This window comes from Micromonospora sp. HM5-17 (assembly GCF_003762835.1).
Taxonomy (GTDB): domain Bacteria; phylum Actinomycetota; class Actinomycetes; order Mycobacteriales; family Micromonosporaceae; genus Plantactinospora.
The window spans coordinates 116,594-133,481 of the sequence record NZ_RJWA01000006.1 but is presented as its reverse complement, the minus strand read 5'-3'; the positions used below and the strand labels follow the sequence as shown (position 1 = coordinate 133,481).

Sequence of the window (16,888 nt, the reverse complement as noted above, 5' to 3'; positions counted from 1 at the left end):
CGGGGTGGTGGTGTCACCAGGAGCCGGCGGTGGGCCCGGCGGAGCCGCCCCGGCGGCGCAGATACTTCTCGAACTCTTGGGCGATCTCGTCGCCGGTCAGCGGCTGGATACCCGCGTCACCGACCCGTTCCTCCAGCTCGCGGACGTACTCGCCGAGCTCGGCGTCCTGCTCGGCGGCGGCCCGGACCCGCTGCTCCCACTCGGCGGCCTCCTCCGCCAGGTCCGCCATCGGCACCGGCAGGTCGAGCACCTCCTCGACCCGGTGCAGGAGGGCGAGGGTCGCCTTGGGACACGGGGGGTTGTTCGCGTAGTGCGGCACGTGGACCCAGAACGAGACGGCCTCGACCTCGGCCCGGGTGGCCGCCTCGTGTAGCACCCCCACGATGCCGGTCGGACCGTCGTAGCGGGTCGGGGTGAGCTGGTAGCGCTGGGCCGCGTCCTTGTCCGAGGCGCTGCCGCTGATCGGCAGCGGTCGGGTGTACGGCACGTCGGCCAGAAGCGCGCCGAGCAGGACGATCCGGTCGACCTCCAGGCTGTGGCACACCTCCAGCACCTGCTCGCAGAAGGTCCGCCACCGCATGCTCGGCTCGATGCCCCGGATCAGCACCACGTCCCGGTCGGTGCCGGGCGGCCGCGCCACCATGAACCGCGTCGTCGGCCACTCGATCCGGCGGGTCTCGCCGTCGGACATCGTGATCGTCGGCCGGCTCACCTGGAAGTCGTAGAAGTCCTCCGGATCCAGCGCGGCGACCTGGCGGGCCTGCCAGACCTGCTCGAGGTGCTCCACCGCCGCCGTCGAGGCGTCCGCCGCGTCGTTCCAGCCCTCGAAGGCCGCTACCGCGACCGGCGAGCGTAGTACGGGCAAGCCGTCGAACTCGGTCACGCCCTACCCCCCGCATACGTCGCGTCGCCGGACCGCCGGGCGTGGTCCTGCCGTGCGGTGGTCCCCCCGGGGTTCCTGGTGCTGCCGTCCCTGTTGTCCCTCACGTCCGTCAGCCTACGTCCCGGATCCGGGACCGGCCCGCTGGCCGCGCCGGCCGGCCGCCGGCGGCACACCGGGGCAGCTCCGTCGGCCCGGATCCCGACGGTCGGGGACACACCGGGTGATTGTCGCCCAGAGTACACCTTGCGGCACGGTGTGCCTACTCTCGGTTACCGACCCTGTCGCAAACTAGCCTGAGAATCGTGCCGATCCCGTTACTGGACGCACTCGCCGACCGGGTCCTCGTCGCCGACGGCGCGATGGGCACGATGCTGCAGGCGGCCGACCTCACCCTGGACGACTTCGCGGGCCACGAGGGGTGTAACGAGATCCTCAACGTCACCCGTCCGGACGTCGTCCGGGGGATCCACGACGCGTACCTGGCCGCCGGCGCGGACTGCGTGGAGACGAACACGTTCGGCGCCAACCTCTCGGCGCTACGGGAGTACGGAATCGAGGACCGGATCGCCGAGCTGGCCGAGGCCGGGGCGCGGGTGGCCCGGCAGGCCGCCGACGCGTTCGCCACCCCGGAGCGTCCGCGCTACGTCCTCGGCGCGATCGGCCCGGGGACGAAGCTGCCGACCCTGGGGCACGTGACGTACCGGGAACTGCGCGAGGCGTACCGGTGTGCTGCCGCCGGGCTGCTGGCCGGCGGGGTCGACGCCCTGATCGTCGAGACCTGCCAGGACCTGCTCCAGGTCAGGGCGGCGGTGGCCGGTGCCCGGCGGGCGGCGGCCGAGGCCGGCCGGGACGTGCCGCTGATCTGCCACGTCACCGTCGAGACCACCGGCACCATGCTGCTCGGCACCGAGATCGGGGCCGCGTTGACCGCCCTGGAGCCGCTCGGCGTCGACCTCGTCGGGCTGAACTGCGCGACCGGTCCCGCGGAGATGACCGAGCACCTGCGGTACCTGTCCCGACACGCCCGCGTGCCGCTGTCGGTGATGCCCAACGCCGGGCTGCCCGAGCTGACCGCCGACGGTGCCCGCTACCCGCTGACCCCGACCGAGCTGGCCGACGCGCTGGAGCGGTTCGTCGCCGAGTACGGGCTCACCCTGGTGGGCGGCTGCTGCGGTACGACGCCGCAGCACATCCGGGCCGTGGCGGAGCGGCTGGGCGGCGTGGCCCCGGTGGCCCGCTCGCCGGAGCCGGAGCCGGGGGCGTCGAGCCTCTACCACGCGGTGCCGTTCGCCCAGGACGCCAGCGTACTGCTCGTGGGGGAGCGGACCAACGCCAACGGCTCCCGGGCCTTCCGGGAGGCGATGCTGGCGCAGGACTGGCAGGCCTGCGTCGAGCTGGCCCGGGACCAGGCCCGGGACGGTTCACACCTGCTCGACCTCTGTGTCGACTACGTCGGCCGCGACGGCGTACGCGACATGCGGGAACTCGCCGGCCGGTTCGCCACCGCCTCCACCCTGCCGATCGTGCTGGACTCGACCGAGCCGGCGGTGCTCGAGGCGGGGCTGGAACTGCTCGGCGGCCGCTGCGTGGTCAACTCGGTCAACTTCGAGGACGGCGACGGCCCCGACTCCCGGTACGCCCGGGTGATGTCGCTGGTCGCCGAGCACGGCGCCGCGGTGGTCGCGCTGACCATCGACGAGGAGGGCCAGGCCCGGACGGCGGAGTGGAAGGTCCGGGTCGCCAGCCGGCTGATCGACGACCTCACCGGCCGGTGGGGGATGCGCCGTGAGGACATCCTCGTCGACTGCCTGACGTTTCCGGTCGCCACCGGCCAGGAGGAGACCCGGCGGGACGCCGTCGAGACGATCGAGGCGATCCGGGAGGTGCGGCGCCGGTATCCCGGGGTCAACTTCATCCTGGGGATCTCGAACGTCTCGTTCGGGCTGAACCCCGCCGCCCGGCAGGTGCTCAACTCGGTCTTCCTGCACGAGTGTGTCCAGGCGGGACTGACCAGTGCCATCGTGCACGCCAGCAAGATCCTGCCGATGTCGCGGATCCCGGACGAGCAGCGGGAGGCCGCGCTCGACCTGGTCTACGACCGGCGTCGGCCGGGCCACGACCCCGTTGAGCGGTTCATCGCGCTCTTTGCGGGGATGGACGCCGCCACCGCGCGGTCCGGCCGGGCCGAGGAACTGGCCGCGCTGCCGCTGGACGAGCGCCTGAAGCGGCGGATCGTCGACGGCGAGCGCGGTGGCCTCGAGGCTGACCTGGACGCGGCCCTGGGCGCCCGTTCCGCCCTGTCGATCATCAACGACCTGCTGCTGGACGGGATGAGGGTGGTCGGCGACCTCTTCGGGGCCGGTCGGATGCAGCTGCCGTTCGTACTCCAGTCGGCGGAGGTGATGAAGGCCGCGGTCGCCCATCTCGAACCGCACATGGAGAGGGCGGACGGCGGCGGCAAGGGCCGGATCGTCCTCGCCACCGTCAAGGGGGACGTGCACGACATCGGCAAGAACCTCGTCGACATCATCCTGACCAACAACGGCTACGAGGTGGTCAACCTCGGGATCAAGCAGCCGATCGACGCCATCCTGCGCGCGGCGGAGGAGCACGACGCGGACGCGATCGGGATGTCCGGGCTGCTCGTGAAGAGCACGGTGGTGATGCGGGAGAACCTCGCCGAGATGGCGACCCGGGGCGTCGCCGACCGGTGGCCGGTGCTGCTCGGCGGCGCCGCCCTGACCCGCGGGTACGTCGAGGACGACCTGCGGGCCCGGTACCCGGGCCAGGTGTACTACGCCCGGGACGCCTTCGAGGGGCTGGCCCTGATGGACCGGCTGATGGCGGCGAAGCGTGGTGGCCCTCCGGTGGTCGACGCCGACCGACAGGCGGTACTGGCGGCGCGGCGGGCACGCCGGGACCGTACCCGGGCCGCGGTGGCCGAGGCGCTGCCCCCGCTCACCGACACCTCCGTCCGCTCCGACGTGGCCACCGACGTGGAGGTGCCGGTTCCGCCGTTCTTCGGCACCCGGGTGGTCCGGGGCGTCCCACTGGCCGAGTACGCGGCGCTGCTGGACGAGCGAGCGACGTTCCTCGGCCAGTGGGGCCTGCGCGGGTCGCGGGACGGCTCGGGTCCGACGTACGAGGAACTGGTGGAGACGGAGGGTCGACCCCGGCTGCGGTACTGGCTGGACCGGCTCGCCGCCGACCGGGTCCTGGAGGCGGCGGTGGTGTACGGCTACTTCCCGGCCTACTCCGAGGGAAACGACCTGGTGGTGTTGGACCCCGACGGTGTCGTGGAGCGGGCCCGCTTCACCTTTCCCCGGCAGCGCCGGGAGCGGCGGCTCTGCCTGGCCGACTTCTTCCGCCCCCGGGGCGACGAGCTGGACGTGGTCGCCCTGCAGCTCGTCACCGTCGGCCAGCCGGTCGGCGAGTACGCCGCGAAGCTCTTCGCCGCGAACTCCTACCGCGACTACCTGGAGGTGCACGGACTGTCGGTGCAGCTCACCGAGGCGCTGGCCGAGTACTGGCACCGGCGGATCCGGGCCGAGCTGGCGCTGCCGAGCGGCGGTACCGTCGGCGACGCCGACCCGGCGGAGCTGACCGGACTGCTCCGTACCGACTACCGGGGTTGCCGGTACGCGTTCGGGTATCCGGCCTGCCCCGAGCTGGCGGACCGGGCGAAGGTCGTGGCGCTGCTCGACGCGGGGAGGATCGGGGTACGGCTGTCGGAGGAGTTCCAGCTGGAGCCGGAGCAGGCGACCGACGCCATCGTGGTGCACCACCCCGAGGCCGCCTACTTCACCGCCCGGTAACGTGCCCGTCTCGCCGCCCGGTAACCCGGGCCCGCGTCCCCGGGCCGTACCCGGAGCTGTCCGGGTACGGCCGCGGCGGTGTGCTGGTCGCGCCCGCCCTGCGCCGCCGGGCGGGTTGGCGGCGGTGCGGATACTTGGTGCCAGGTGTCGGCGCCCGCCGCGCGTGGTCGCGCCCGGCCGCCGCCATACGGGTGCCGGTGTCCGCCGGCAAGCTGGGGAGGATCGAATGCGTCCGTCGCGTCGTACCGACCGGTGGTGTCTGGTCGGGCTGGTTCTGGCCGTGCTCATCGGCGGCGGCTGCTTCGTCGGTCCCCGCGGGCGGACTGCCGGGCCGGAGGCTCCGCCGCCACCGACCGCCTCGGCGCCGGTGACCGGGGCGGAGGCAGCCGACGCCGGGGCCGACGGCACCATGTCGGTGGAGGAGTTCGAGCGGGACATCGTCGGCGCGGTCCGGCTCGCCGAACGGTACTGGGCCGAACAGTTCGCGGCGTTGGGGGAGTCGTTTCGGCCGATCCGGAACGTCACCGCGTACCGGAGGGAGGGCGAGGTCGCCTGCGCGGGGACGGGGCTGCCCCGGAACAACGCCGTCTACTGCTCCCGGGGCGACTTCATCGCGTACGACGTCATGTGGGCGGTGGCCGCGTTTCGGAAGATCGGTGACGCGTTCCTGTACTACCTGCTCGGCCACGAGTACGCGCACGGCATCCAGGTCCGGCTCGGCATCCGGTACGACTACACGATCCAGCAGGAACTCCAGGCCGACTGCATGGCCGGGGCGTACCTCGGCGACTCGGTGCGGTCCGGCGCGCTGATTCTGGACGACGGGGACCTGGACGAGTTGCGCGAGGGGCTGCAGGCGGTCGCCGACGAGCCGGGCCAGCCGTGGTTCGCCGAGGACGCGCACGGCACCGCCGAGCAGCGGGCCTCGGCCTTCTTCGGCGGCTTCCAGAAGTCTCTCGACGCCTGTGACCTGTGACCGCGGCCCCGGCGGCCGACCTGTGACCGTGGCCTCGGCGGCGTTTCCGGGTCGGTACGTCGGTGGCGGGCGCACCGGGCCCGAAAGTGAGGTGTCCACCACAGTTGGCGGTCGACGCCGGGGCGCGGCCGGCCGGGGTTGGCAGGATCGGGCCATACCCGTACCGCCTGCGTCTGGGAGGCGTCCTGAACGGCCAGTATCCCGCCGCCGTGCTCTTCGACATGGACGGCACCCTGGTGGACAGTGAGCGGCTGTGGGAGATCGGGTTGCAGGAACTCGCCGCGCACTACGGGGGGACGCTCTCCGAGTCGGCCCGGCTCGCCATGGTCGGGACCAACATGGCCGTCTCGATGGAGATCCTGCACACGGATCTCGGCCAGCCGTGGCGGGATCCGGCGGCCAGCGCGGAGTGGCTGGAGAACCGGGTGGCCGAGCTGTTCCTCACCGAGCTGCGCTGGCGTCCCGGGGCCCTGGCCCTGCTGGAGGCGGTTCGCGCGGTACCGATTCCGACCGCGCTGGTCACCTCGAGCCGTCGCAGGCTGGTCGAGGTGGCGTTGGAGACGCTGGGGCGGGACAGCTTCGACGTCGTGGTCTGCGGTGACGAGGTGCCGGCGAACAAGCCGGATCCGACGCCCTACCTGACCGCGGCGCGGCTGCTGGACGTACCGGTGGAGCGGTGCGTGGCGATCGAGGACTCGCCGGCCGGCGTGGCGAGCGCGCTGGCCGCGGGGGCCGCCGTCCTCGGGGTGCCGAGCCTGCTGCCGATCGACCCGGCGGAGGGCGTGCACGTGCTGGAGAGCCTGGTGGGGGTGGACCTAGAGCTGCTGGGAACCCTGCTGACCCCGCTCGATCTGCCGCGCTGACCGCGCCCACCGCGGCGGCGCCCCGACCACCGCGCGTCCCGGTGCCGCCGCCGGGTCTCCCCGACCTCCGGGGCGGGTCTGTGGCTCCGCCGGGTGGCGGGCGCCGGAGCCGGGACGGCAGCGGGGCGGCGTCTCCGGCGGACGCCGCCCCGCACCGACCCGTGGCTACCCCCACGCCACGGGCGGGCTACTCGTGTGCGATGGCATTGAGGACGTTGAGTCGGGCGGCGCGGATCGCCGGCAGCACCGCCGCGACGACTCCGACCACGGCCGCCAGGCCGAGGAAGACGGCCATGTCCGTCCACGGCAGCACCAGGTCGGTGATGCCCTCCTCGCGCAGGGCGCGGACCACCGCCGCCCCGAGTCCGGTGCCGACCAGCACGCCGAGCAGCGCGCCGAAGACCGAGATCACCACCGCCTCGACCGTGATCATCCGCATGGTCTGGGCCCGACGCAGCCCGATGGCCCGGAGCAGCCCCAGTTCCCGGGTCCGCTCCAGCACCGACAGCGCCAGGGTGTTGACGATCCCGAGTACGGCGATCACGATCGCCAGCGCGAGCAGGATCTGGATCATCATCAGGAGCTGGTCGAACTGGCTGGTCTGCTGCTCGATGAACTCGGCCCGGTTGGCGACCGACACGGTGGGGCTGTCCGCGAGCAGCGCCTCGATCTGCGGCATCACCTGGTCCACGGTGGCGCCCGGGGCGAGCTTCAGGTACGCCTGCACCGGTTTCGGCTGTGCGAAGTCGGCCGTTGCCGCGACCGGCAGCACGAACCCGCCGAACAGGTCGGACTCGGCGTAGATCCCGGTCACCGTGTAGGTCCGCGCGTCTCCGCGGGACAGCTGCACCGGCACGGTGTCCCCGACCGACAGTCCGTGCTCCGCGGCGGTATCCGAGTCGACCAACAGCTGCTGCGGGCCGAGTGTGTCGATGGTGCCGGCGCTCGGGGTGACCTTGAAGATCTCCCGGAGCGCGGCGACGTCGTTGGTCGCCTGGACCCAGGTCCGCTTGCCTCCGATCTGCGCCTGATCGGCGTACACCCCGGCGACCGTCGCCACGCCGGGCACCTCGGCGGCCCGCTCGAGCACGGACGGCTCGAAGCTCGGTATCCGGGGTCCGGTCTGGGCCCCGGAGATGACGAGTTCGGCCTGGATGGTGTCGTCGGCCAGCGCCGTGACGCTGCTCTTGGCCGAGTCCAGGATCACGGTCACGCCGGTGACCAGGGCGATCCCGACCATCAGGGCGGCGGCGGTGATGGCGGTACGGCGCGGGTTGCGGCCCGAGTTGAGCCGGCCCAGCTTGCCCGGCACGGACCAGGCGAACAGCCGGCCGAGGAGGGAGACCACCGGGCGGCTGATCATCGGGGTCAGCAGCGCGACCCCGATGAACGTCAGCAGCACGCCGCCGAGCACCGTCCACAGTGTGTTGTCGCCGGCGTTGCCGCTCAGCCCCAGCGCCAGCAGGGCGCCGCCAAGCGCGGCGACCAGCGCCCCGGCGGTGGTGATCCTGGTCAGCGGCCGGTCGGGCGTCGCCACGTCCTGCATCGCGGCCACCGGGGGGATGCGGGCGGCCCGCAGCGCCGGCAGCACCGCCGCGACGACGGTGACGAACAGACCGACGACGAACGAGCTGACCACGGCACTGACCGGTACGCCGATGCCGGCCAGTTGCAGGCCGCCGGCGAACTGTCCGAAGGCGTACGCCAGCAGGGCGCCGACGCCGATGCCGGCGGCCAGCCCGAGCCCCGAGGCGATCAGGCCGATCACCACGGCCTCGGTCAGCACCGACCCGATCACCTGGCTGCGTCCGGCCCCGATGGCCCGCAGCAGGGCCAGTTCTCGGGTGCGCTGGGCGACGATGATCGAGAAGGTGTTCAGGATCAGGAAGACGCCGACGAAGAGCGCCACGCCGGCGAAGCCCAGCAGGATGTTGTTGAAGAAGCCGAGCGCCTCGTCGAATCCGGCCGCGGCGTCGGCGGAGAGCTGTTCGCCGGTCTTCACCACGTAGTCGTCGCCGAGCGCCGCCGCCACCCGGTCCCGCAGCACCGCCGGGTCGACGCCGTCGGCGGCCTTCACCGAGATCTGCGTGTAGACCCCGGTCTGGCCGACCATCGACTCCTGCGCGACCCGTTCGGTGAACGCCACCTCCTGGACGCCCCCGAGGCTGTCCCGGTTGCCGCTGTAGCCGAAGATGCCGACGACGGTGAACTCCTGCTTGGGCCGGTGCGGAGTCAGCACCGCGACGCGGTCACCGACGCTGAGCTTCGCCGCCGTGGCCACGGCCTGGTTGATCGTCACCTCGGTGTCGGCGGTCGGGCCGCGCCCCGTGCGGAGCTGGACGAGCTCGTTCTCCCCGGTCCAGTTGAGACCGATCTGCGGTGGGCCGAAGGAGGTCAACACCTTTCCGTTGCTGCCGATCACCTGGGCGCCGTCGGCGGTGACGCTTCCGGTGGCCGCGGCCACCCCGGGCACCGCCCGGACCCGATCGAGGGTGGCGGCCGGGAACGGGGTGGGGACCGCTTCGCCCTCCAACTCGGCCACGTCGATCTTCGGCTTGGCGCTCACCCCGACGTCGGTGGTGGCGTACGCGTCGCTGAACAGGCTGTCGAAGGACCGGCTGAGGGTGTCGGTCAGAACGAAGGCGCCGGAGACGAACATGACGCCGAGCACGACGGCCAGCCCGGAGAGGACCAGCCGGAGTTTGCGGGCGAGGAGACTCTTCAGAGTGGTGCGCAGCATCACTGACCTGCCTCGGAGGTGAGGCTGTCGAGCTTCTTCATGGTGTCCAGCACGGTGTCCGGGGTCGGCTCGACCAGCTCGGAGACGATCTGGCCGTCGGCGAGGAAGACGACCCGGTCGGCGTAGGAGGCGGCGACCGGGTCGTGGGTGACCATCACGATGGTCTGCCGGTACTCGGCGACCGAGCGGCGGAGGAAGTTGAGCACCTCGGCGCCGGCCCGGGAGTCGAGGTTGCCGGTGGGCTCGTCGGCGAAGATGACCTCGGGCCGGGACGCGAGCGCCCGGGCGCAGGCGACCCGCTGCTGCTGGCCGCCGGAGAGTTGGGCCGGACGGTGGTTGAGCCGGTCGCGGAGCCCCACGGTGTCGATGACGGTGGCCAACCACTCGGGGTCGGGTTTCCGGCCGGCGATGGACAGCGGCAGCAGAATGTTCTCCTGGGCGGTGAGCGTCGGCAGCAGGTTGAACTGCTGGAAGATGAAACCGACCTTGTCGCGGCGCAGTTTGGTGAGGCCAGCGTCGCCGAGCCCGGTGACGGTGGTGTCGCCGATGTGAATCGTTCCGCGCGTGACGGAGTCGAGCCCGGCCAGGCAGTGCATGAGGGTGGACTTACCGGATCCGGACGGACCCATGATGGCCGTGAAACGGGCGCGTTCGAACTCCACGCTCACCCCCCGTAGCGCGACCACCTGCGCCTCACCGCTGCCGTACACCTTCCATACGTCGCTGGCCCGCGCCGCTATCGCGGCACCGTGCGTCACCGTTGCCGTCACGTCTTTTCCCCCTGATCAAAGATCTTCCGCTCGGCCGGATCATCGGTCGGCCGGCGGTTTCCATCGTCAATGCGGCCGACACACGCGGCCTCCACCCCGGGGTGGAGGCCGACGCGGATTTCCCGGTGCGGGTCAGCCCCGAGGGCGAATCAGGGTTGCCCCTGACTGGTACCGTTCGGCCGCGGACCCCCCATTCCCGCGATCGCTCGTCCACCCCGGTTCCGCAAGCCGGTCAAACCGACGGTTATTGCCCGGTGGACCGGATGTCACCGCCCGATTATCTGTTCCGCCGCGAATATCCGTGGCGGTTCGACTGCCTTACGCCGCGGTGTCCCGGCGGTTTCCGACTGATTGCCGCCGCATAACGGCGGGTGAACCGACGCGCTCGGCTCGTTTCTCACGATAGGTGCCGGGACGCCGTCGACCGTCCTGCGCCGGGAGGGTTGCCGGCTCCGCCCCGATCCGGCCGAACTCTCCTCCGTCAGGACGAGTCCGCCCGGCCCGGGTCGTCCGTCTCGCCTACTCCGGGCGTACCCGGCCCCACCGGGTCCCGGGGCGCGGCCGGGCGACCGCGCGCCCCGCTCACGCCCCCGGCCGAACCAGCCCGGTCTCGTACGCCAGCACGACCGCCTGCACCCGGTCCCGTAGCCCGAGCTTGGTGAGCACGTGCCCGACGTGGGTCTTGATGGTCGTCTCGCTCACCGAGAGGACCCGGGCGATCTCGGCGTTGGAGAGGCCCCGGGCCACCTGGACCAGGACCTCCCGCTCCCGCTCGGTCAGCACCCCGATCTCCTTCGGCGGTGTCGCCGTCGGGTCGGGCAGCGACTCGGCGAACCGGTCCAGCAGCCGCTTGAGGATTCGCGGGGCGACGACCGCCTCGCCGGCCGCCACGGTACGGATGGCGGTGACCAGGTCCTCGGCCGGCACGTCCTTGGCCAGGAAGCCGCTGGCCCCGGCCCGCAGCGCGCCGACGACGTACTCGTCCAGGTCGAAGGTGGTCAGGATCAACACCCGTACCGGCAGCCGGGCCTCGACGATCGCCCGGGTCGCGGCGACCCCGTCCATCCGGGGCATCCGGATGTCCATCAGGACCACGTCGGGCAGCAGCCGGCGAGACAGGTCGACCGCCTCGACCCCGTCCCCCGCCTCGCCGACGATGTCGAGGTCCTCCTCGGCGCCGAGCACCATCCGGAAGCCGGTACGCAGCAGCGGCTGGTCGTCCGCGAGCAGGACCCGTACCGGTCGCTTCGGGGCCCCTCCGTCCGTCATGCCGCCCTACCTCTCGTTCCGTTCGCTGGCTGGTGCGCCCAGCTGCTCCATCGGCATCTTGGCGTACACCCGGTAGCCGCCGCCGGGGCGCGGTCCGGTACGCAGGGTTCCACCGTAGAGGGCCATCCGCTCCCGCATCCCGACCAGGCCGTGCCCCACCCGGCCGTTCTCCGGAGCCGGCCCCCGGCCGGTGTCGGAGACCTCCACGATCAGCCAGTGGGTCCCGAAGCTCAACCGGACCTGGGCGGTGGCGTTCCCGGCGTGCTTGAGCGTGTTGGTGAGCGCCTCCTGCACGATCCGGTAGATGGTCAGCGCCACACCAGGGTCCAGCGGCCCCGGGTTGCCCTCCACCCGCAGCGTCACCGGCAGACCCGCCTCCCGAACCTGCTCGACCAGGGCCTCGATCCCGGCCAGCCCCGGCTGGGGAGCGAGGTCGGCGGCCGGCTCGGCGTCGGTGCGGAGCACGTCGAGGAGCCGGCGCAGTTCGCGGAGGGTGGTTCGGCTGGTCTCCTCGATGGTCCCCAGCGCGCCGTCCGCGGCGCTCGGATCCCGGGGCAGCACCCGGCGGGCCCCGGTCGCCAGTACCCCCATCACGCTGACATGGTGGGCCACCACGTCGTGCAACTCCCGGGCGATCCGCCGCCGCTCGTCGGCCACGGCCTGGTCGGCGAGGGCCCGCTGGTTCTCCTCCGCGACCCGGGCCCGTTCCTCCAGGGCACGGACGGAGGCACGGCGGGCGTGCACGGTGCGGCCCACGAAGAAGCAGACCAGCGCCACCAGCAGCTGGGTGACGAGCACGTAGCCGGTGGAGACCGCGACGGGCCCGGACGGGACGGGTGCGGTGGCCGCGACGACCAGGCTGGGAGCCCAGACAACGATGCCGGCGAGCGCCGCCTGCCACAGCGGGAGCCGGGACGCGGTGGTGTAGCTCAACGTGATCACGGTCATGGCGGCGCTGACCACGCGTACCTGGAAGAGGGCGGCTGCGGACACGATCGGGGACGCCAGGACCACCGACGACCAGGGGAGCAGCCGCCGCAGCACGATCGGCGCCGCACAGGCGATGCTCCAGGCCACCGTCGTGCCGACCCCGAACGGGGGCGGTTCGGGGTATCCGGCGAGGACCCCCGCGGGGTCGACGAGCAGGATCACCGCCTCCATGGCGACCGCGGCCAGGGCCAGCAGGGCGTCCTGCGACAGCACCTGGCGCTGCCGGGCGGAGAGCCGGAGCCTACCCGGCCAGCGGAGCCACCGGGTCGGACGGGGTTGGTCCACGGTGGCGACCGGCGTGGGGGCGTCGCTGCGGGTCATGGAGGCGACGGTAGCCGCTGTTTCGGGCCGGAAGTCGTCGGCGACGGCGAGTCTCGGATCCTCCTGGAGGAGGAGCCCGCCCGCGGCGGGAGTCTGACACACCCGCCTGCCCGGAATCCGGCGGCCACCCCGGCCGGCGCTCCGCGTCGGCTGCCTATCGCGCGGGAGCTGCGGCGCCGGCCGACTCGGGAGGTGCGCCCGGGCCGTCACCGGAGGACGCGGGTCCGTGCGGCGTCCCGGCCGGTCCGGGGCCGACCGGCTGGGCGGGCGGGGTGGCGCCGGCCGCCCGCCGGGTGACCCGGGCTGGCGGAGCCGGCGACGATGGATCCGCCGCGAGCGGCTCTGGGAACGGCGGGGGAGTACCGCCGAAGGCCGGACAGTGCGCCTGGTAGTTGCACCAGTCGCAGAGCCGGCTCGGCTTGGGGCGAAAGTCCCGGGCGGCGGTGGCCTGCTCGATCGCGCGCCAGAGCGCCACCACCGTGCGCTCGAACCGGACCAGTTCGTCCGCGTCGGGCCGGTAGTCGCAGACCTCGGCGTCCTTGAGGTAGAGCAGCCGCAGCACGGCCGGCACCACCCCACGGGTCCGCCAGAGCACCAGGGCGTAGAACTTGAGCTGGAACAGCGCCCGGGCCTCGAACGCCTCCCGGGGCGCACCGCCGGTCTTGTAGTCGACCACCCGCAGCGCGCCGTCGGGCGAGACGTCCAGCCGGTCGATGTAGCCGCGGATGAGCAGACGGTCGTCGACCACGGCGGAGACCAGGCTCTCCCGCTCGGCGGGCTCCAGCCGCCGGGGATCCTCCACCCGGAAGTAGCCGTCGAGCAGGTCGCGGGCCGAGTCCAGGAACTCGGCCGCGCCGGCGGCGTCCTCGGCGGGAAACAACTCGGCCAGCTCGGGCTGCTCGGCCAGCAGCCGTGACCACTCCGGTGCCACCAGGCTCGCCGCCGTGGCCGGGGTCCGCTCCTCGGCGGGAAGGTCGAAGAGCCGTTCCAGGACCGCATGGACGAGGGTGCCGCGGGCCTGCTCCGCGCTGGGCCGCTCCGGCAGCCGGTCTATGCTGCGAAAGCGATAGAGCAGCGGACAGGTCTTGAAGTCGGCGGCCCGGGATGGGGAGAGCGAGGCGGTGACCGGGCCGGTGTCCGTCGCCTCCGCCGCCGGATCCGCTGCCGTCGTCTGCGTTGTCACCGTCTCCGCCGTCATGTCCGGAAGGCTAAGGCACGGGTACGGCCGAACGGGCCGCGCCCGCCCGGCCGTGGGGACGTCCGGTCTGCCGGGTATCCGCCCGCAACGAACGGTCCGGCACAACCGACGGATGGCGCGGCCTCGGTGTTCCGTAGCATCGAAGCGATGGAGGAACAGCCGCGACCTCGCCCCGCCGGGAGAACCCACCGTGCTCTCACCGTCGGTCGGGTTCTCGGTGTCCCGGTCCGGCTCACCGCCTCCATGCTGCTCCTCGCCGTCGTCGTCACCGTCACGTACGGCGAACTCGTCCGGCGCCAGCTCGAGCTGTCGCAGCTCGCCGGCTACCTGGTCGGTCTCGGCTTCGTGGCGCTCCTGCTCGGCTCGGTGCTGCTGCACGAGCTGGGGCACGCGCTCGCCGCCCGCCGGTACGGGATCGGGGTCCGGGGCATCACGCTGGAGTTGCTCGGCGGCTACACCGAGATGGACCGGGACGCGCCGAGTCCCCGGGTGGACCTGGTGGTTTCCCTCGCCGGCCCGGCGGTCTCGCTGGCCGTCGGCGTGGCGGCGGTGGCCGTGGCGCTCGCCCTGCCCGACGGGACGCTGGCCAACCGGTTCGCCGTCCAGCTGGCGGCGAGCAACGTCCTGGTGGCGTTCTTCAACGCCCTGCCCGGGTTGCCCCTGGACGGCGGACGGGCGCTGCGGGCCGCGGTCTGGGCCCTCGCCCGCGACCCGCACCTGGGCACCGAGGTCGCCGGCTGGTCGGGCCGGGTCGTCGCCGTCGCCACCGCCGCGCTCGTCGTCGCGCTGGTCTGGACGGGCGGGCTACCGACCCCGGGCCTGGCGCCGCTTCTGCTGGTGCTGCTCCTGCTGGTGCCGCTCACCCTGTGGCAGGGGGCCGGCCAGGCGATCCGGGCCGCTCGGATCAGCCGCCGGTTCCCGCTGATCGACCTGGCCCGGCTCGCCCGCCCGGTCTTCCGGGTGCCGACCGGCACCCCGCTGGCCGAGGCGCAGCGTCGGGGGGCCGCGGCGCACGGCGCGGCGCTCGGGGTGACCGACTCGACGGGCCGGCTGGTGGCGCTGGTGGACGGGGCGGCGGCCGAGGCGGTGCCGGTTGAGCGGCGTCCCTGGGTGGCCGTCGACACGGTGGCCCGGGGCCTGGCCGCGGTGCCGAGCCTCTCCGTCGGACTCGCCGGGGAACAGGTGGTCCGGGCGGTACAGACCCACCCGGGCGCACAGTACCTCGTGACGTCAGGCGAAGATGTCGTCGGTGTCCTGCACCTCGCCGATCTGGCACAGCTTCTGGAGCCCGACCGAAAGATGACCCCGTGACCGCACAGCCCACCGCCGTCCCCGCCGCCCGGCCCGCCCCCGGACCGGTCCGTCGCGGCCCGTTCCAACCCGGTGACCGGGTGCAGCTCACCGATCCGAAGGGACGGACCCACACGATCACCCTGGAGCCGGGTCGCTCGTTCCACACCCACCGCGGGGCGCTCGACCACGACGCGTTGATCGGGCTCCCGGACGGCAGCGTGGTGACCTCGACCGGCGGCACCCCGTACCTCGCGCTGCGTCCGCTGCTGGCCGACTACGTGCTGTCGATGCCACGGGGCGCCCAGGTGATCTACCCGAAGGACGCCGCCCAGATCGTGACGATGGGGGACGTTTTCCCCGGTGCCAAGGTGCTGGAGGCCGGGGTCGGCTCCGGTGCGCTGACCTGTTCGCTGCTCCGGGCCGTGGGGGCGGATGGGGAGGTGCACTCCTACGAGATCCGGGAGGATTTCGCCGAGATCGCGCGTCGGAATGTGGAATCATTCTTCGGTGGACCGCATCCGGCGTGGACCCTACACGTGGAAGACGTCGCGAGCTGCACCGAGACCGGTTTCGACCGAATCATTCTTGACCTGCTCACTCCCTGGGATGTCCTCGACCTGGTCGAACGCGCGTTGCTGCCCGGCGGCGTCTTCGTCGGCTACGTGGCGACCACCCCGCAACTGTCGGAACTGGTCGAGGCGTTGCGCGCGCGGGGCGGCTTCACCGAGCCCCGGGCCTGGGAGACGCTGGTGCGGGACTGGCACGCGGACGGGCTCGCGGTACGCCCGGACCACCGTATGATCGCGCACACCGCGTTTCTGGTCTCGAGCCGGCGCCTCGCGCCGGGCGTCACCGCGCCACCGCGCCGGCGGAAGCCGAGCAAGGGGGCCGAGGCGTACGCGCTACGTCGGCGGCAGTCCCGGCAGGCGGCGGGGATGACCCCGGAGGAGGATGCCGAATGAGTGGGTGCGCCGGACGGAGCGGCCGGGACGGCCCGGGCGTCCGGAGGGCGGCCGAGCGGGGCGAGGGGGTGGCATGAGCCGGCCGGCGTTCGGCAACGGGGAGCTTCCCGCCGTCTTCCCCGACTGGTCGCCGTATCGGGACCTGGAGTCCGCGGCCCGGGCCTACCTGCGTGACCCGGACGTGGCGATGGAGGCGCTGAACGGGGTGCTCCGGGGCGCCACCGTGCTCGGCTTCACCCTCGAACGGTTCGTGAACGAGGTGAACGGCGTCTGGCAGGAGGTCGCGATCTGCGACGGCAGCCGCCTGATCCTGTGGCACGGCGAGGACGTGCCGCCGGACGACGGCCCGGCCGGCTCGATGACGTCATCGCTGCGCGTGGTGCCGGTATCGACGGTGAGCGAGGTCGGGTGCCGACGTCGGCTGAGCCGGCGCCCCGACGGCCAGATCCGGGTCGACAGCATCGACGTCTACCTGCTGCTCAGCTCGCTCGACGAGGGCGTACCCGGCGACGACACGCATGCCCCGCCCCGGCACGACGCCCTGCGGTTCGGCAAGACGCTCGACGACGGCGGACCGGGGCAGATCGCCCGGCTGGAGGAGTTCGCCCGCCTGGTGGCCTCGGTCATCGGCCGGCCGCTGCTCTGACCGACGGCCGCCCGCCCGATCCCGCCACCGCTCCGCCGTCCGGCCCTCGGCGGCCGGTACCGCGTCGTCCGTCGCCGCGCGTCCGTTCGGCCTCCGCGCCGTCCGGCCGCTGACCGTGTTCCCGTCTCCGTCCTGTGCCACCGGCGACTGGTACCCACAACC

The 16,888-nt window shown here is 72.9% G+C and carries 12 protein-coding genes; 6 read left to right on the top strand and 6 right to left on the bottom strand.

Annotation, left to right across the window (positions count from 1 at the left end):
* Positions 1-13: 13 nt before the first annotated feature.
* On the bottom strand, positions 14-883 hold the full coding sequence (locus EF879_RS18325) for a PAC2 family protein (protein WP_123560242.1): 870 nt from the start codon (positions 881-883) through the stop codon (positions 14-16).
* Positions 884-1,185: 302 nt separating this feature from the next.
* Here EF879_RS18325 and metH point away from each other — a divergent pair, with 302 nt between their 5' ends.
* The 3 genes from metH to EF879_RS18310 all read left to right on the top strand — a co-directional run bounded on the left by metH (position 1,186) and on the right by EF879_RS18310 (position 6,537).
* On the top strand, positions 1,186-4,698 hold the full coding sequence (gene metH / locus EF879_RS18320) for a methionine synthase (RefSeq protein ID WP_123560240.1): 3,513 nt from the start codon (positions 1,186-1,188) through the stop codon (positions 4,696-4,698).
* Between the two features lie 226 nt (positions 4,699-4,924).
* Positions 4,925-5,674 carry a neutral zinc metallopeptidase gene (locus EF879_RS18315; protein ID WP_123560238.1) on the top strand — a complete coding sequence of 250 codons (750 nt, stop codon included), beginning with the start codon at positions 4,925-4,927 and terminating at the stop codon, positions 5,672-5,674.
* 209 nt (positions 5,675-5,883) lie between these two features.
* Positions 5,884-6,537 (top strand): HAD family phosphatase, encoded by a 654-nt coding sequence (locus EF879_RS18310; protein ID WP_255420927.1) that lies wholly within the window; start codon positions 5,884-5,886, stop codon positions 6,535-6,537.
* A gap of 187 nt (positions 6,538-6,724) precedes the next feature.
* Here the strand turns inward: EF879_RS18310 and EF879_RS18305 are convergent, their stop codons facing one another.
* The 5 genes from EF879_RS18305 to EF879_RS18285 all read right to left on the bottom strand — a co-directional run bounded on the left by EF879_RS18305 (position 6,725) and on the right by EF879_RS18285 (position 13,825).
* Positions 6,725-9,277, bottom strand: a complete 2,553-nt coding sequence (locus EF879_RS18305; protein WP_123560236.1) for an ABC transporter permease — start codon at positions 9,275-9,277, stop codon at positions 6,725-6,727.
* Positions 9,277-10,047, bottom strand: a complete 771-nt coding sequence (locus tag EF879_RS18300; protein WP_123560235.1) for an ABC transporter ATP-binding protein — start codon at positions 10,045-10,047, stop codon at positions 9,277-9,279. The genes EF879_RS18305 and EF879_RS18300 overlap by 1 nt, the downstream gene beginning before the upstream one ends.
* A gap of 582 nt (positions 10,048-10,629) precedes the next feature.
* The gene (locus EF879_RS18295; protein ID WP_123560233.1) at positions 10,630-11,316 is read right to left on the bottom strand and encodes a response regulator transcription factor; all 687 of its coding nucleotides are present in this window, start codon (positions 11,314-11,316) and stop codon (positions 10,630-10,632) included.
* A gap of 6 nt (positions 11,317-11,322) precedes the next feature.
* The gene (locus tag EF879_RS18290; protein ID WP_123560232.1) at positions 11,323-12,627 is read right to left on the bottom strand and encodes a sensor histidine kinase; all 1,305 of its coding nucleotides are present in this window, start codon (positions 12,625-12,627) and stop codon (positions 11,323-11,325) included.
* Between the two features lie 154 nt (positions 12,628-12,781).
* On the bottom strand, positions 12,782-13,825 hold the full coding sequence (locus EF879_RS18285; protein ID WP_123560231.1) for a PD-(D/E)XK nuclease family protein: 1,044 nt from the start codon (positions 13,823-13,825) through the stop codon (positions 12,782-12,784).
* Between the two features lie 147 nt (positions 13,826-13,972).
* On the opposite strand from EF879_RS18285, the gene EF879_RS18280 reads away from it, so the two are divergent.
* The 3 genes from EF879_RS18280 (at position 13,973) to EF879_RS18270 (ending at position 16,726) form a co-directional block, all read left to right on the top strand.
* Positions 13,973-15,136: a site-2 protease family protein gene (locus EF879_RS18280; protein ID WP_123560719.1), complete on the top strand. Its 1,164-nt coding sequence runs from the start codon at positions 13,973-13,975 to the stop codon at positions 15,134-15,136.
* Positions 15,133-16,080, top strand: a complete 948-nt coding sequence (locus tag EF879_RS18275) for a tRNA (adenine-N1)-methyltransferase (protein WP_123560230.1) — start codon at positions 15,133-15,135, stop codon at positions 16,078-16,080. Before EF879_RS18280 ends, EF879_RS18275 begins: the two co-directional genes overlap by 4 nt.
* Before the next feature lie 73 nt (positions 16,081-16,153).
* Positions 16,154-16,726, top strand: a complete 573-nt coding sequence (locus tag EF879_RS18270; RefSeq protein ID WP_123560229.1) for a hypothetical protein — start codon at positions 16,154-16,156, stop codon at positions 16,724-16,726.
* The last annotated feature ends 162 nt before the right edge of the window (positions 16,727-16,888 follow it).

Excerpts from the sequence above, each read along its gene's own strand:
- EF879_RS18315 (WP_123560238.1), top strand. The coding sequence starts at position 4,925 with ATGCGTCCGTCGCGTCGTACCGACCGGTGGTGTCTGGTCGGGCTGGTT.
- EF879_RS18305 (WP_123560236.1), bottom strand. The coding sequence starts at position 9,277 with ATGCTGCGCACCACTCTGAAGAGTCTCCTCGCCCGCAAACTCCGGCTG.
- EF879_RS18295 (WP_123560233.1), bottom strand. The coding sequence starts at position 11,316 with ATGACGGACGGAGGGGCCCCGAAGCGACCGGTACGGGTCCTGCTCGCG.
- EF879_RS18290 (WP_123560232.1), bottom strand. The coding sequence starts at position 12,627 with ATGACCCGCAGCGACGCCCCCACGCCGGTCGCCACCGTGGACCAACCC.
- EF879_RS18285 (WP_123560231.1), bottom strand. The coding sequence starts at position 13,825 with ATGACGGCGGAGACGGTGACAACGCAGACGACGGCAGCGGATCCGGCG.
- EF879_RS18280 (WP_123560719.1), top strand. The coding sequence starts at position 13,973 with ATGGAGGAACAGCCGCGACCTCGCCCCGCCGGGAGAACCCACCGTGCT.
- EF879_RS18270 (WP_123560229.1), top strand. The coding sequence starts at position 16,154 with ATGAGCCGGCCGGCGTTCGGCAACGGGGAGCTTCCCGCCGTCTTCCCC.